The sequence below is a fragment of the Labrys methylaminiphilus subsp. lupini genome (genome assembly GCF_051161885.1).
Lineage (GTDB): Bacteria > Pseudomonadota > Alphaproteobacteria > Rhizobiales > Labraceae > Labrys.
This window is the reverse complement of sequence record NZ_JBMDIH010000001.1, coordinates 5037203-5052980: the sequence shown is the minus strand read 5'-3', so window position 1 is coordinate 5052980 and position 15778 is coordinate 5037203. Positions and strand designations below refer to the sequence as shown.

Sequence of the window (15778 nt, the reverse complement as noted above, 5' to 3'; positions counted from 1 at the left end):
CACCTTCGGCTCACAAAAAAGCACCAAGAATTGCATCAAATATTGTACCATCCTGGCATGAGCGCCCCCTTCCGGATCAGTATCGATCGCACCGCCCAGGCTCCGCTGGCCGTTCAGATCCATCGGGGCATCGCTGCCGCCATCCGCGACGGGCGGCTGGCCAACGGCGCAAGGTTGCCATCCTGGCGCGATCTGGCGGCGCAGCTCGGCGTCGCCCGTGGCACCGTGCGCGTAGCCTATGAAAAGCTTGCCGACGAACAGTTGATCGCCGGCATGGGAGCCGCCGGTACGCGGGTGATCCACGAGGGAGCTCTGCCGAAAACAACGGCACGCCTGCCGGTAGCCACGCCCCTGCCTACCCTGTTTCCCGATTTCGAGCGCCCGCCCGCCACCTTCCAGATGGGCGTACCGGCGCAGGACGCCTTTCCCTTTTCGCTGTGGTCGCGCATCATGGCGCGCAGCGCCCGCGCTGCTGCCGCGGCGCCGGTGAGCTATCCCGATCCGCGCGGCCATATCGAGCTCCGGCGCGAGATCGCCGCCTATCTCGCCTTGGCCCGCGGCATCCAATGCGAGCCGGACCAGGTCCTGGTGACGTCGGGCTATTCCGGCGCCCTCGGCCTCATCCTGCGCGCCCTCGGGCTCGACGGCCGCAAGGCCTGGCTCGAGGATCCCGCCTTCGTCCTGACCCGCGTCGCCCTCGAGCAGGCCCGGGTGACGATCACGCCGGTTCCGGTCGACCCGGACGGCATCGATGTCGCTGCCGGTCTCAGGCTCGCGCCGGATGCCGCCTTTGCGGTGGTCACCCCGGGCCAGCAGGCGCCTCTCGGCCTCACTTTGTCGCTCGAACGGCGCCTTGCCTTGCTCGATTGGGCCCAGGCCCGCCAGGCCTGGATCATCGAGGATGACTATCTCAGCGAATTGCAGCTCAGGGGGCGGGCCGCACCTGCCCTTGCCTCGCTCGACCGGCGGGGGCGGGTTCTGCATGCCGGCACCTTTAGCAAGACCATCACCCCGGCACTGCGCCTGGGCTTCCTGGTCGTCCCGCCACAACTGGCGGCCCGTTTCGGTGACGTGGCCGCCGCCCTCGCGCCGGCGTCAGCGGTCTCGATCCAGCGAGCCGTGGCGAGCTTCCTGGCGGAGGGGCATTATCTACGGCATCTGCGCCGGATGAAACGCCTCTACGCCGCCCGGCGCGACGCTCTTGCCTCCTGCCTTACCACGCGCATCGGCTCGGGTATGAAGATACATGCCAATGGAGGTCTCGCCGTCCTGCTCGACCTGCCCGATACGATCGACGATGTTGCCGTCTCCCGTCAGGCCCTGCCCTTCGGGATCGCGCCCGTGCCGCTCTCACCCTGGTACAGCGGTGCGCGGCGAGCCGGACTGCTGCTGGGCGTCACCAATGTCGACCCCAGGCGTATCGCCAGTGACTGCGACCGCCTGCTGGCCCTGGTCGCAGCCCATGGCTGAGCAGCCGATGCGCCAAGACGGTTTACATTCGCGGGCACTAGTGCACACTGGAGCATCCGCGCCTTGGAGGCTGCGGGGTAGAATTTGATCGAGCTGGCGCTTTCCACGCGAGATCCAAGCAAGACGACGTGGTTTCTGATCCGGACGGATCAAGAAATACATTTCCTGGAGCAAAGTGCGATCCTCCGAACCGCACATTGCTCCAACTCTTTGTTTCGCCGCATCTTTGCGATTTGAAGTGATCCGGTGAAATCGCAAAATGCTCTAGGGAGGCTGGCTGCACCTTCTCATGGCTTCGCATGTCGATCATATCCGCGAGATCGAAAGCGTCGGCCTGGGCGCGGCAACCATCCGCGACGTCACGGTGGTGCAGAGCTGGCTGCGCTGCATCAACAAGCACCGATTGGATCCGGCCCAGGCCTGCGAGGCCTATATCGTGCCGGATACCCAATTGCGCGAGCATCGCCAGCAATCGGAAGAACTGATCGCGATCGCCCGCTCGGGCCTTGAAAACCTGTTCCGCCAGGTGGCGGGGCAGAACTACGTGCTGCTGCTCTCGGACAGGGCCGGCGTGACCGTGGATTTCTACGGTGACCCGCTGTTCAACAACAATCTGCGCAAGGCCGGCCTCTATCTGGGCTCGGAATGGTCGGAATCGCGGGCCGGCACCTGCGCCGTCGGCGCCTGTATCGAGGCCGGCGAGGCCCTGACCATCCATCAGACCGACCATTTCGACAACACCCACACGCCCCTCTCCTGCACCGCTGCCCCGATCTACGATATCCAGGGCGGCCTCTCGGCGGTGCTCGACATTTCCCTGCTCAGCTCGCCGATCAAGAAGGCCAGCCAGAACCTGGCGCTGCATCTCGTCTCGGCCACGGTGCGGCGGATCGAGCTCGCCAACCTGATGGCGCAATCGAGCCGTGAATGGGTGCTGCGCTTCTCGCGTTCCCCGGAATTTCTCGATGTCGACCCCGAAGCCGGCATTGCCATCGACGGCTCCGGCCACATCATCGGCATGACCAATGGTGGCGCCAAGGTCCTGGCGCGTTCAGGCAATCTCGATTGGCGCGATCCGCAGGCCCTGATCGGCCAGCCCCTGTCGCGCTTCTTCGACATGGACATCGACGACCTGCCCGACCTGACGCGCCAGCATCGCCCGCAGGATCGTCTGGTCTTCGCACGGGACGGCAACGCCCTGTTTGCCCATGCCATCGAACCCGATATCGCCGTGCGTTCGCCGGCAGGGACGCGCCACGACATTCCCGCCTCGCTGCGCAATCTCAGCGGCGGCGACGGCCAGCTCGCCGCCTTGCAGGCCAAGGTCGCCAAGCTCGCCCCCAGGCCGGTCTCGATCCTCATCCAGGGCGAAACCGGCACCGGCAAGGAATACCTGGCCCGCGCCATCCATGAGGCAAGCGGCCGGACCGGCAAGTTCGTAGCCGTAAACTGCGCGGCTATCCCCGAACCGCTGATCGAAAGCGAATTGTTCGGCCATCTGCCGGGGGCCTTCACCGGCGCGGCGCCAAGGGGGCGGATCGGGCTGATCGAGGAGGCCAATGGCGGCACGCTCTTCCTCGACGAGATCGGCGACATGCCGCTGGCGCTCCAGAGCCGGTTCCTGCGGGTCTTGTCGGAGCGGGAGCTGACGCCAGTGGGCGCTTCGCGGTCCAAGCCGCTGGACATCCGGGTGGTCTCCGCCTCCAACCGGCCACTCGAGGCGCTCGCCAGGGATGGCGGCTTTCGCGAGGATCTGCTCTACCGGCTCAATGCCGCGACGCTCGTGGTGCCGGCCTTGCGCGAGCGATCCGACTTCGTCTGGCTGCTCGACAAGATCCTTGCCAAGCATCGCGTGAACGGCGAGGCGCTGGCGGTCGCGCCGGCAGCTCTGCTCGCGCTCAAGGCCCATCATTGGCCCGGCAACATCCGCGAGCTCGACAATATCGTCTCGGTCGCTGCCGTCTTGTGCCAGAACGGCGTCATCGAATTGTGCGACCTGCCCGAAGCCCTGCTGAGGCGGGCGCTGCCGCCGAGAACCGAGGAGCCGCACACGCAAAGGTCGGCTCTCGAAGCCGTGCTCGCCAGCTGCAACTGGAACGTGTCGCAGGCAGCACGCAACCTGGGCGTCGATCGTTCCACAGTGCATCGCCAGATGAAACGCCACGGCCTGAGTCAACGCAACTGACCTGTTGCAGCACCCCCGCCACAGGTGTGGCATCTGTTGCGCGCCATGCAACGGTTGCCTACGCCCAAGAGGGCTGAAACCGCCCCAGGCCACGGCGTCCCGCCGATTGGCACGGCGATTGCTCTTCCTGCCCAACAACATGCAACACGGGAGGAAGACAAGGATGAAGGCCCTGCGATTTCACGCCGCCAAGGATCTGCGGCTCGAAGAACTGCCCAAGCCGGACCAACCGGCACCGGGACAGGTTCTGATCCGCAATCGCTTCGTCGGCATCTGCGGCACGGATCTGCACGAATACGCCTATGGCCCCATCTTCATCCCGGTCGAACCGCATCCCTTCAGCGGAACCAGCGGCCCGCAGATCCTCGGCCATGAATTCGGCGGGGTGGTCGAGGCGGTCGGCGAGGGGGTCGAAGCGGTGAAGCCGGGCGATCGGGTCTCGGTGCAGCCGTTGATCATGCCGCGTTCGGGCGATTATTTCGCCGATCGCGGCCTCTTCCACCTCAGCCCCCAGCTCGCGCTGGCCGGATTGAGCTGGGTTTCGGGCGGCATGGCCGATTATGCCCTGCTCAACGACTACAATGTGCAGAAGATCCCCGATACGCTCAGCGACGAGGAAGCGGCCCTGGTCGAGCCGAGCGCGGTGGCCGTCTATGCCTGCGACCGCGGTGGCGTCACCGCCGGTTCGAGCGTGCTGGTGACGGGCGCCGGCCCGATCGGCCTGCTCACGCTGCTGGCGGCCCGCGCTGCCGGTGCAGCCCAGCTCTTCGTCTCCGACATCAACGACAAGCGCCTCGCCTTCGCCAAGGCGGCCCTGCCCGATCTCATCACCATCAACCCCAAGCACGACAATCCCGGCGAGGTCGTGCGCGAGCTCAGCGAGGGACAGGTCGGCTGCGACGTGGCGATCGAATGCGTGGGCAACGAGCACGCCCTCAAGGCCTGCCTCGACGCCGTGCGCAAACAGGGCGTGGTGGTCCAGACCGGCCTGCATCCGCACGAGAATCCGCTCGACTGGTTCCAGGTCACCTTCAAGGATGTCGATATTCGCGGTTCCTGGGCCTATCCCACCCATTACTGGCCGCGCGTCATCCGCCTGATCAGTTCCGGCCTGCTGCCGGCGAACAAGGTCGTGACCCGCAAGATTACGCTCGACAAGGCCGTCGCCGATGGCTTCGACGCCCTGCTCGATCCGGCCGGCGAACAGCTCAAGATCCTGATCGACCTGGCTCGATAACGCCGGATCGCGACAAGTCCGGTTCGAAAACCAAGCCCGATTCGAAAATAAGGAGTTGGAGCAAGCAAGCGTTCGTTCTCTGTCCGAAGCAATAGTCTCGAACAACAAGATAAAACGGAGGAAATTCCATGCTCGATCAAAGTCCGCAGGCCAGGGTGGATATGGTCCTGGCCAAGCTCGAACAGGCGCTCGCCAGCGGCGACATCGAGGCTGCAGTCAACCTGTTCCAGGAAGATTGCTATTGGCGCGACCTGGTGACCTTCACCTGGAACCTGCGCACCCTGGAAGGGCGCGAGGCCATCGGCGAGATGCTGGAGGCGCAGTTGGCCGCCATCAAGCCGGGCCATTTCCGCCAGGACGCCAAAGAAGCCGCCAGTGACGGCAATGGCGTGACCGAGGGCTGGTTCGAGTTCGAAACGGAGGCAGCGCGCGGCTATGGCCATATCCGCCTGAAAAATGGCCTGATCTGGACCCTGCTCACCACCATGAGCGAGTTGAAGGGCCATGAGGAACCCAAAGGTTTCCGCCGGCCGATGGGAGCCGAACACGGGAGCGATCCCACGCGCAAGACCTGGAAGGAGAAGCGTGAATCCGAGGCCACGGAACTCGGTTTCAGCGAACAGCCCTATGTCGTCATCATCGGCGGCGGCCAGGGCGGCATCGCACTCGGTGCCCGGCTGCGGCAGCTAGGCGTGCCGACCATCATCATCGAGAAGAACGAGCGTCCCGGCGACAGCTGGCGCAAGCGCTACAAGTCGCTCTGCCTGCACGACCCGGTTTGGTACGACCACTTGCCCTACATCCCCTTCCCCGACAATTGGCCGGTTTTCGCGCCCAAGGACAAGATCGGCGACTGGCTGGAGATGTACACCAAGGTGATGGAGCTGAACTATTGGAGCTCCACCACCTGCAAATCCGCAAGCTTCGACGAGACGGCCAAGGAATGGACCGTGATCGTCGAGCGGGACGGCCGCGAGATCACGCTGAAGCCCAAGCAACTGGTGCTGGCCACCGGCATGTCGGGCAAGGCCAACATACCGAAGATCAAGGGCCAGGACGTCTTCAAGGGCGAGCAGCAGCATTCCTCCCGCCACCCCGGCCCGGACGCCTATCGCGGCAAGAAAGTGGTGGTGGTCGGCTCCAACAACTCGGCCCACGACATCTGCGCGGCCCTGTGGGAGGGCGGCGCCGACGTCACCATGCTGCAGCGCTCCTCCACCCATATCGTGAAATCGGACTCGCTGATGGAGATCGGGCTCGGCGACCTCTATTCGGAGCGCGCAGTGGCCGCCGGCATGACCACCCGCAAGGCCGATCTGATCTTCGCCTCGCTGCCCTATCGCATCCTGCACGAGTTCCAGGTGCCGGTGTACGACAAGATCCGCCAGAAGGATGCCGAGTTCTACCAGCGGCTCGATAAGGCCGGCTTCATGCTCGATTTCGGCGACGACGATTCCGGCCTGTTCATGAAATATCTGCGCCGGGGCTCAGGCTACTACATCGATGTCGGCGCCTGCGACCTGGTGGCGGACGGCCGGATCAAATTGGTCAGCGGCGTCGGCATCCGCGAATTGAGCGAAGGCGGCGTGGTGTTGGAGGATGGCCGCGAACTGCCGGCCGATCTCATCGTCTATGCCACCGGCTATGGCTCGATGAATGGCTGGGCTGCCGATCTGATTTCGAAGGAAGTGGCCGACAAGGTCGGCAAGTGCTGGGGACTGGGCTCTGCCACCACCAAGGACCCCGGACCCTGGGAAGGTGAGCAGCGCAATATGTGGAAGCCCACGCAGCAGGAAGCTCTATGGTTCCACGGCGGCAATTTGCACCAGTCCCGCCATTACTCGCTCTACCTGTCCCTGCAGCTCAAGGCTCGCAAGGAGGCGATCCCGACACCGGTCTACAAGATCCAGGAACGGCATCATCTGTCCTGAGACGGTATCGTACTGTCACGATAAGTGATGGAACATCAGGGGCGGCCACAAGCCGCCCCCTTTTTTCATAGGGCCTCTACTGTCCCCATCCCTCGCGGGCCGACAGGCTCGACAGAGCGGCCAGCAGATCGGTCTGGGTGACGAGCCCGGCAATGTGCTTGTCGTCGTCGACGATGACCACGGCATGGGCAGTGCCGTCGGTGAGGGCGGGAACGAGTCCGAGCGCGGGGGCTCCCGGCGTGGAGAGAGTGGGCAGGGTCATGACGTCCCCTACCTGCTTCACCGGGCCGGCAAGGTCGCGCAGGCCCACCGTTCCGACCACGCGGTCGTGGAAGTCGATCACCGGCAGGGTGCGGACATTATGCTCCAGCAGGAGCTTGATCGCCGTCACGGCGCTGGCTTCGGGCTCGATGGTGACGATGTCGCGCGACATGATGTCGGCGCAGGTGAGATCGGCATGGGAGCGCGACAGCGCCCGCTGTTCGACCCGCCGCAGCAGGCGGTCGATATCCTGCCGGTCGATGTCGAAAGTCTCGCCGAGATCGGTCAGCGCCCCCTCGATATCCTCGTCGCGAAAGCCGACGCGCAGAGAGGGTACGGGGTCGCTGGTACCATGCGTGCTGACCGGGACGGAAGCCGGCACGTGCGGATAAGGGTGGCGGGAGAAGCGGTGGAACAGCCAGCCCAGCGCCACCAGCAACGCCGAGTTGAGGCAAACAGGCACCAGGGCAAAGCCGAAGCCGGCGGCGGCCACTGCGGGGCCCCCGATCACTGCCGTCAGGGCAGCGGCCCCGCCGGGCGGATGCAGGCAGCGCGTCAGCGACATCACCGCGATGGCAAGACCAACCGCCAGACCGATGGCCAGCATCGGCTCATGTACGAACTGGGTGACTGTGATTCCGCACAGTGCCGAGAGCGTATTGCCGCCGATGATCGACCAGGGCTGGGCCAGCGGACTGGCCGGCACGGCAAAAAGCAGCACGGCCGAAGCGCCGACAGGTGCCACGATGAAAGGAAGATGTGGATCGCGGCCAAAGACGAGTGTGCAGACCAGGCCGGTCAAGCCGATGCCCACGATGGCGCCCAGGCTGGCGAACAGCCGGTCGCGCAAGGTAGCCCCGGCCAGGACCGGCGAGAACAGTTTGAAGGGAAGAAGCGCCATGGGCCCACCCGGCAGACAAAGAGGGCGATTCCGCCCACCGCGATATATCGCGAAGCGATAGGTGCTTAAAGCTTAGGCAGTCGGCATTCAAGGTACGAAAGGACGCAGTGCCCCTGGGAGCGCGGACATCCTGCCCGCATCTTGGAAACATGGTGCTTGCAGGATGATAAGAGGCGGGCAGGATGTCCGCGCTCCCAGGAAGCCATGTACAAAACGACCACTCCCGCACTCTCCCCTCGCGCCTCAGCCGCAAATCACCTATCTGAGCTTCATGGCATCCGTTACCGGCCCTGAAATCGAACGCCTGATCCAGTTGCTCGCCCGCCTGCCCGGGCTCGGGCCGCGTTCGGCACGCCGGGCCGCGCTGACGCTGATCAAGAAGCGCGAGCAGTTGATGGTACCGCTGGCATCGGCTCTGCAAATCGCCTGCGAGCGCGTGGTGGTCTGCTCGAACTGTGGCAATATCGACACCTCCGACCCCTGTACTTTGTGCAGCGATCCCCGGCGGGAGAACACGCTGCTGGTGGTGGTCGAGGATGTCGCCGATCTCTGGGCCCTGGAGCGGGCCGGTGTCGTCAATGCCCGATACCATGTGCTCGGCGGCACGCTTTCGCCGCTCGACGGCATAGGTCCTGAGGACCTCACTATCGACAGGCTGGTCGCGCGCGTCACTGAGGATGGGGTTTCCGAGGTAATTCTCGCCCTCAACGCCACGGTCGACGGCCAGACCACCGCCCATTACGTCACCGATCTTCTGGCACCCACGGGCGTCAAGGTGACGAAACTGGCGCATGGCGTGCCGGTTGGAGGCGAGCTTGACTATCTCGACGAGGGCACCTTGGCCGCCGCGATCCGCAGCCGGACGCCGTTTTGAGGTAGGAGCGCGGACATCTCAGCGACATGCTTGCATGCCGCGGTGTCCGCTCTTTTCTTACCAGAAATGCAATGTTTCCAAGAGCGGACAGAATGTCCGCGCTCCAAGGAGCCACCATGCCCCAGCTCATCATCACCTATTGGCGCGACATTCCCACCATGGTGGTGGCCAAGCAGGGCCGCACCAGCGCCAAGCGCGAACTGGGCTCTCGCTTCGGCGAGGCCGTCGACATGGCGGCGATGCGTGGCGGCGCCGCCGGCACCGACGATTATCTCTCCGAATTCCATCGCAGCCCCCCGATCGAGTGCGGCGACGACCTCGAAGCGGAAGTTTCGGCGGCGGCGGCCAAGATCGAGGCGGAATACGACAAGGAACGGTTGGCGGCTCTTGCCAAGAATGGCGGCAGGGAAATTTCCTGATCCGTTCAATGCGAGCTCACGAGCCATGCGCACGCCCGCTGCCTTCGAAGCCACCGGAAAGCCACCGCGCGACGCGAAGAAATTCGCCCTGCGCTTCTGGGCCATCCGCCATTCCGCCGCGATGGAGCGGGTCTATGACGGTGTCGAGTGGACGCTGGTCAAGCTCTCGCCTCTGTTCACGGCGATCGGCTGGGAGAGGCTGGAAAAGCCGGTGGCCAAGGTCGAGAAGCTGGTCAAGTCGACCCTGTTCGACTGCAAGATGTGCGGCCAATGCGCGCTGTCCTCCACCGGCATGTCCTGCCCGATGAATTGCCCCAAGGGCCTGCGCAATGGCCCCTGCGGCGGCGTGCGGGCCAATGGCAATTGCGAGGTTTATGCCGACATGCCCTGCGTCTGGGTCAAGGCCTATGAGGGCTCGCGCAACATGGCTGCTGGCAGTGCGATCGAGGCGCCGCAGGGGCCGGTCGATCACCGCCTGAAAGGGCAGTCCTCTTGGCTTTCCGTCGCTCGCGAGAAGTCGGGCTACAATGCCAGGATCGCGGCCGAGAAGGCAGCAGCGGCGGCCGCCGCCAAGGCCAAGGCAGCAGCAGCCAAATCCAATGCAACCGCGGCCAGCGGAGGCAAGCCATGAGCATCGATAACAGGCTGCCGCATCCCGACGATTTCGGGCCTCACCCGGCAGCCCCCCTGCCCGAATTGCCGGGCCACACCTCGCGCGGGCGTCTCGAACGCGTGCTGCGCCGCGGAGAGTTTGCCGTCACGGCCGAGCTCAACCCGCCCGATTCGGCCAATCCCGACGACGTGCTCGAACGGGTGAAGCCGTTCGAGGGCTGGGTCGACGCCGTCAACGCCACCGACGGCTCCGGCGCCAATTGCCACATGTCCTCGGTGGCGATCTGCGCCCTGCTCACCCGTGTCGGCTATTCGCCGGTGTTCCAGATCTCCTGCCGCGACTACAACCGCATCGCCATCCAGGGCAATGTACTGGGCGCCGCCGCGCTCGGCGTATGCAATGTGCTGTGCCTGTCCGGCGACGGCGTGCAGAGCGGCGACCATCCCGAGGCCAAGCCGGTCTTCGACCTCGATTCGACAGCCCTGCTTTCCACCATCCGCACCATGCGCGACGAGCAGCGCTTCCTGTCGGGGCGCAAGATCACCACGCCACCCGCCATGTTCCTGGGCGCCGCCGCCAATCCCTTCGTGCCACCCTATGATTTCCGCCCGATCAACCTGGCCAAAAAGATCCAGGCCGGGGCGCAATTCATCCAGACCCAATATTGCTTCGACGTGCCGCTGCTCGAGCGTTTCATGGCCCGCATCCGCGACATGGGCCTGCACGAAAAATGCTTCATCATGGTCGGCGTCGGCCCGCTCGCCTCCGCCCGCACCGCCAAATGGATGCGCTCCAACGTGCCCGGCGTGCATGTGCCCGACGAGGTGATCAAGCGCCTGGAAGGCGCGCAGGATCAGAAGGAGGAAGGCAAGCGGCTGTGCATCGACATCATCCAGCAGGTCCGCGAGATCAAGGGCGTCGCCGGCGTGCATGTGATGGCCTATCGGCAGGAAGAATATGTCGCCGAGATCGTGCATGAATCCGGCGTGCTGGCCGGCCGCACGCCCTGGCGCCGCGACATGGCCCCGAGCCCGATGCCGCATGAGGAGATGGTGGGGGCGCAGTAGCACCATTTCAGATTGTACGGGCATCCCGTGACATGCTGGCATGTCACGATGCCCGTTCCTGGAAGCTCAGCGCTTGCAGAAAGGAAGAACGGGCAGGATGCCCGTGCACCCGGGAGACGCTGTTACCCCGCCGCCGCGAACACCCGCAGCCGGTGGCCGTCTGGATCGAGCACCACGAAGGTACGGCCGAAATCGAGATCGACGGGCTTTTGCAATACGCGCACATCGCGCGTTTCGATCCATTTGTCATAGGTCGCATCGACGGCGGCAGCATCCACGGCCTCGAAACCGATCTCGACACCGCCGGCCGGGGCGCTGGGCGCGGGTTCGGCCGTATGCTTGGACCACAGACCCAGCATCAGGCCGGTCGGCAGCGCGAACATGGCGAAGGTGACCTGCTCCTCGACGGGCTCGAGGCCCAGCAATTCACGATAGAAGGCAGCGCTGCGCCGCGGGCTGTCGACCATCAGCAGGGCAAAACTGGCTTTGAAGGCGGGATCGGGCATCGTCATGTTCCTCGGTTGCGATGAGGAAAGACTAGCGCCTCGCCCTGCCAGTTTTTGTCAGGAGCATAGAAAAAGCGGACGGGACGTCCGCCTCTTCCCGTCACGCCGCCACAGCCTCGGCCTGCCCCACCAGTCGCATCAGGCCTTCCCAGGCCCCCGGAGCCGCGCCGATCACCCGGCCGCCGCGGGCGAGGTCACTATGGGCAAGGAAATTCTCGACCTTGCCGCCCGCCTCGCTGATCAGGCACAGGCCCGCCAGGCAGTCCCAGGCGTTCATATGCGGCTCGTAATAGCCCACCAGACGACCCGCGGCGACATAGGCCAGCATCAGCGCGCCCGAACCGTTGCGGATGAACATGCCGCCCTCGTGCAGGAGGGCATTGAGGAAGCCGGTGATGATCTCGGGCGCCACGCGGTGATTGGCACCCACCCCGAGCACGCCGTCGACCAGGCTTCTCTTGTCGGAAAGCCGCAGGGTGGTGCCGTTCAGGCTGGCACCCTGGCCGAGGGCGGCGGCATAGAGCTCGTCGCGTACGGGCGCATAGATCACCCCGACAACCGTTTCGCTGCCGTGGATGACCGCGACCGAGACGCACCAGGACGGCAGGCCGAAGACGAAGGGGCTGGTGCCGTCGACCGGGTCCATCACCCAGCAATAACCTGAGGTGCCTTCGCTCAAGCCATATTCCTCCCCAAGCAGGCTGTCGTCCGGGAAAACCGCATGGATGCGCTCGCGCAGCAGCCTTTCGCTGGCCTTGTCCGCAGCGGAGACGACATCCTGCGCATTGGCCTTGGTCTCGACCGCCAGCGTATCGCGATCGTTGAAGAAGGACAGCGCCAGGAGACCTGCCTCCCGGATGACGTCCCGGGCAAGGTCGAGGCGGGCGGCGATGTCGGCGGTGGCAGGCGATGTCATGGGCAATCCGGTATCAACATTCGAAAATAGGGAGGGGAGCGGAACGGCGGCTCATTCCGGCACCAAGGCGAGGCCCCGGTCATGCAGGTCGACACCGATCGGGCTGCCCGGCTCCAGCATGCGGTCGGTGCCGGAATCGATCAGGAAGATGGGGCCGGCCTTGGTCTCGATCTCATATTCGACATGGTCGCCGAGATAGGCGGCGTGCAATACCTTGCCCGACAGCATTGCCCCCGCGGCCTCGCGCAGAGTCATGGCGTTGGGGCGGATGGCGAGTTTCGCGGGGCCTACGGCCAAGCCCCGCGCCGCCAGCGCATGCCCGCCCTCGCCGACCCGGATCTCGGCCCGGCCGTCGGCCACGCGTGTCACCTCGCAGGGCACCACATTGGCCTCGCCGATGAAATCGGCGATGAAGGCGGAGGCAGGCGCTTCATAAAGCTCGCGCGGCGTACCGGCTTGGGCGATCCGGCCCTGATGCATGACGATCACCGTATCGGAGACGGCCAGCGCCTCCTCCTGGTCATGGGTGACATAGACAGCCGTGAAGCCCAGGCGCTGCTGCAATTCGCGGATCTCGGTGCGGACTCGCCGACGCAGCCGTGCATCGAGATTGGAGAGTGGCTCGTCGAGCAGCAACACCTGCGGCTCGACCACCAGGGCGCGCGCCACGGCGACGCGCTGCTGCTGGCCGCCCGACAATTCGCTCGGCAGGCGCTCGCCATAGCCGGCCAGTCCCACCAGAGCGAGGCCATCGGCCGCCTTCTCGCGCGCCTGCGCCTTGCGCAGGCCTGATGATATCAGGCCGTACGCGACATTATCGGCTACGCTCATATGCGGGAACAAGGCGTAGGACTGGAACACCATCGAGACGTCGCGCTCATTGGCCGGCAGGGCTGTAACATCCTTGCCGCCAATGCTGATGCGGCCGGCGCTGGGATGCTCCAGCCCGGCGATCATGCGCAGGGTCGTGGTCTTGCCGCAACCCGAAGGGCCGAGCAGGGTCACCAGCGTTCCCGGTTCGATCGTGAGCGACAGATCGGCGATGGCGGTCACCGCGCCGAAATCCTTGCGGACATTCTGGAAGGTGACCGAGCCCGGCCTGATATCGATACTCATGCCGCCTTCTCCTGAGGCTGGATATTGTCTTGGGGTCTGGTTGCGGATTTGGCCGACAGGCCAGCGACGCGGTCCTCGCGGCGGAGCCTTCGCTCGCCGACCAAGGCCTGGAAGCCGCCGATCACGGCAATCATCACCACGATCAGCACGCTGGAATAGGCGATGGCCACGCCATAGGAGCCATTCTCGACCAGGCCGACGATATAGGCGGTCGCCATGTTGTACTGGGCACTCACCAGGAAGATCACCGCGCTGATCGAGGTGATCGAGCGCACGAGGCTGTAGACCAGAGCGGCGACGATCGCCGGCCGGAGCAGCGGCAGGATCACGCGCCGTGCCGTGGTGAAGGAGTTCGCCCCCAGCGTCAGTGAGGCCTCGTCCAGGCTGCGGTCGATCTGGCTCATCGCCGCGACGCCGCCGCGCACGCCCACCGGCATGTTGCGGAAGACGAAGCAGACGATCAGGATCAGTGCCGTTCCCGTCATCTCCACCGGCGGCAGGTTGAAGGCGAAGACATAGGAAACGCCTATGATGGTGCCGGGGATGGCGAAGCTCATCATCAGGGCGAATTCGAACACCGAGCGCCCGGCAAAATTCTGGCGCACGATCAGATAGGCGGTGATGAGGCCGACCACCGCCGTCAGCGGCGCCGAGATCAGGGCGATCTCTATCGTCGTCCAGAACGAGCCCCAGGCGACACCGTTCCACAAGAGTGTGCCGTGATCAAAGGTCACGGCAAAGGCGCGGGTGTAGTGCTCCAGCGTGAGGCTGTGGTCGAGCCCCCAGGTCTTCACGAAGCCACCGAACAGGATCATGGCATAGACCACCAGCGTGAAGGCCGACCACACGGAGACCACGCCGATGGAAAGCGCGGCGACACCCCGGCTGAGCCCGACATGCTGGCCGGAATCGCCCTTGCCGGTAACAGTGGTGAAATTCTTGCCGCCGAGCCAGAGCCGCTGGGCGACGAAGGCGGTGAGGGTGAAGGAAAGCAGAATCAGGGCCAGCACGGCCGCGCGCGCCGGATCGGTCTGCGCGCCAACCACGGCGAAGAAGATCTCGGTGGAGAGCACGCCATGGCTGCCGCCCAGCACCATCGGATTGCCGAAATCGGCCAGGCTCTCGATGAAGCCGACCAGGAAGGCATTGGCGAGACCCGGCCGCATCAGCGGCAGTGACACCGTGACGAAAGTGCGCCAGCGATCGGCCTTGAGCGTCTGGGCGGCCTCCTCCATGGCGGGGCTGACGCCCTGCACCACGCCGATCAGCACCAGGAAGGCGATCGGCGTGAAGGAGAGCACCTGCGCGATCCAGATGCCGGTGAGGCCGTAGAGCCAGCGGCCGGGCGGAATGTCGAAGAGAAAAGCGAGGCCCTGGGTGACCACGCCGGAGCGCCCGAACAGCAGGATCAAGGCGAGGCCTACCACGAAGGGCGGTGTGATGATCGGGAGAATGGTGAGCAGCCGCAGGGCCCGCTTGAAGGGAAAGCGGGTGCGGGTCGCCACCAGGGCGAAAGCGAGGCCCAGCAAGGTCGAGCCGATGCCGGTGGCGATGGCCAGCGTCAAGGTGGACCAGGCGACGCCGCAGCGCCCGCTGCCGGACAGGCAGCGCAGGGTCCAGATCGAGGTATCGGTCAGCGTCTTGAGGAAGCCGGCGGGATCGAAGCCGCCGTCGATGCCTTGAAAGGCACCGACCAGCACCATGCCGACCGGATAGAACACGAAGGTGGCGACCATGGCGATCAGGATGGTAATCGCCGATACCACGAAGGCGTCGCCGCGCAGCACGCCGCGCTCGGCGAGGCCGAAGCTGAACAGCAGGAGGAACGCGGTCAGCAGCGCGGCCGCACCAGCGCCGAAAGCCTCCTGCCCCGTTCCGAGCGCACCGAACCAGACCTCGAACACCGGCCAGCGCCAGCCCGAATAGACGATAGCGAAGCCCTGGAGGACCATGATGGCCGCGCCGGCGAGACCCGAGGCGACCAGCAGCCGAGCGCGGGGCACCGGGTTCGCGGCAAAGCGTGCCCACACCGCCGGCAGCAGCGCCAGCAGGGGCAGGCACAGCCACCAGCGCCCCTGCAGGGCGAGCTGGACCAGACCTGGACCCGCCTTGGCGCCCAGCGGATAATCACTGAGCCAGCCGGTCGAAAGCAGGCCTGATTCGAGCCTGTACCAGGGCAGGATCGCCAGGCCGAGAACGGCCAAGGCGAGCACCCAGTCGAGGCGGCGATTGCGCCTGTTCATGGCAGGCCTCTTGGAAATGGTGGAAGGTGGTCGTCATCC

13 protein-coding genes are annotated in these 15778 nt (G+C 65.2%); 8 read left to right on the top strand and 5 right to left on the bottom strand.

Annotated elements, in window-relative coordinates; all coding sequences use genetic code 11:
- Window positions 1-57: 57 nt before the first annotated feature.
- From pdxR to ACN6KF_RS23705, 4 genes are all read left to right on the top strand, one after another.
- Window positions 58-1470: a MocR-like pyridoxine biosynthesis transcription factor PdxR gene (gene pdxR, locus ACN6KF_RS23720; protein ID WP_434959215.1), complete on the top strand. Its 1413-nt coding sequence runs from the start codon at window positions 58-60 to the stop codon at window positions 1468-1470.
- Window positions 1471-1759: 289 nt separating this feature from the next.
- Window positions 1760-3655, top strand: a complete 1896-nt coding sequence (locus ACN6KF_RS23715; protein WP_434959214.1) for a sigma-54-dependent Fis family transcriptional regulator — start codon at window positions 1760-1762, stop codon at window positions 3653-3655.
- A gap of 163 nt (window positions 3656-3818) precedes the next feature.
- Window positions 3819-4892 (top strand): 2,3-butanediol dehydrogenase, encoded by a 1074-nt coding sequence (locus ACN6KF_RS23710; RefSeq protein WP_434959213.1) that lies wholly within the window; start codon window positions 3819-3821, stop codon window positions 4890-4892.
- Between the two features lie 128 nt (window positions 4893-5020).
- The gene (locus tag ACN6KF_RS23705) at window positions 5021-6823 is read left to right on the top strand and encodes an NAD(P)-binding domain-containing protein (RefSeq protein WP_434959212.1); all 1803 of its coding nucleotides are present in this window, start codon (window positions 5021-5023) and stop codon (window positions 6821-6823) included.
- 76 nt (window positions 6824-6899) lie between these two features.
- On the opposite strand, the gene ACN6KF_RS23700 is transcribed toward ACN6KF_RS23705, so the two are convergent.
- Window positions 6900-7985 (bottom strand): HPP family protein, encoded by a 1086-nt coding sequence (locus ACN6KF_RS23700; RefSeq protein WP_434959211.1) that lies wholly within the window; start codon window positions 7983-7985, stop codon window positions 6900-6902.
- Window positions 7986-8256: 271 nt separating this feature from the next.
- Here ACN6KF_RS23700 and recR point away from each other — a divergent pair, with 271 nt between their 5' ends.
- The 4 genes from recR (at window position 8257) to ACN6KF_RS23680 (ending at window position 10958) form a co-directional block, all read left to right on the top strand.
- Complete coding sequence (recR, locus tag ACN6KF_RS23695; RefSeq protein WP_434959210.1) at window positions 8257-8859, top strand: recombination mediator RecR; 603 nt, start codon at window positions 8257-8259, stop codon at window positions 8857-8859.
- A gap of 116 nt (window positions 8860-8975) precedes the next feature.
- Window positions 8976-9278: a virulence factor gene (locus ACN6KF_RS23690; RefSeq protein ID WP_434959209.1), complete on the top strand. Its 303-nt coding sequence runs from the start codon at window positions 8976-8978 to the stop codon at window positions 9276-9278.
- Window positions 9279-9303: 25 nt separating this feature from the next.
- Entirely contained in the window at window positions 9304-9909 is a 606-nt protein-coding gene (locus ACN6KF_RS23685) for a methylenetetrahydrofolate reductase C-terminal domain-containing protein (RefSeq protein WP_434959208.1), read from the top strand.
- Window positions 9906-10958 carry a methylenetetrahydrofolate reductase gene (locus tag ACN6KF_RS23680; protein ID WP_434959207.1) on the top strand — a complete coding sequence of 351 codons (1053 nt, stop codon included), beginning with the start codon at window positions 9906-9908 and terminating at the stop codon, window positions 10956-10958. The genes ACN6KF_RS23685 and ACN6KF_RS23680 overlap by 4 nt, the downstream gene beginning before the upstream one ends.
- A gap of 122 nt (window positions 10959-11080) precedes the next feature.
- Here ACN6KF_RS23680 and ACN6KF_RS23675 read toward each other — a convergent pair whose 3' ends face one another.
- The 4 genes from ACN6KF_RS23675 to ACN6KF_RS23660 all read right to left on the bottom strand — a co-directional run bounded on the left by ACN6KF_RS23675 (window position 11081) and on the right by ACN6KF_RS23660 (window position 15739).
- On the bottom strand, window positions 11081-11464 hold the full coding sequence (locus ACN6KF_RS23675; RefSeq protein WP_434959206.1) for a VOC family protein: 384 nt from the start codon (window positions 11462-11464) through the stop codon (window positions 11081-11083).
- Between the two features lie 100 nt (window positions 11465-11564).
- The gene (locus tag ACN6KF_RS23670) at window positions 11565-12380 is read right to left on the bottom strand and encodes an inositol monophosphatase family protein (RefSeq protein WP_434959205.1); all 816 of its coding nucleotides are present in this window, start codon (window positions 12378-12380) and stop codon (window positions 11565-11567) included.
- Window positions 12381-12431: 51 nt separating this feature from the next.
- The gene (locus ACN6KF_RS23665) at window positions 12432-13496 is read right to left on the bottom strand and encodes an ABC transporter ATP-binding protein (protein WP_434959204.1); all 1065 of its coding nucleotides are present in this window, start codon (window positions 13494-13496) and stop codon (window positions 12432-12434) included.
- Entirely contained in the window at window positions 13493-15739 is a 2247-nt protein-coding gene (locus tag ACN6KF_RS23660) for an ABC transporter permease (RefSeq protein ID WP_434959203.1), read from the bottom strand. The genes ACN6KF_RS23665 and ACN6KF_RS23660 overlap by 4 nt, the downstream gene beginning before the upstream one ends.
- Window positions 15740-15778 lie beyond the last annotated feature (39 nt).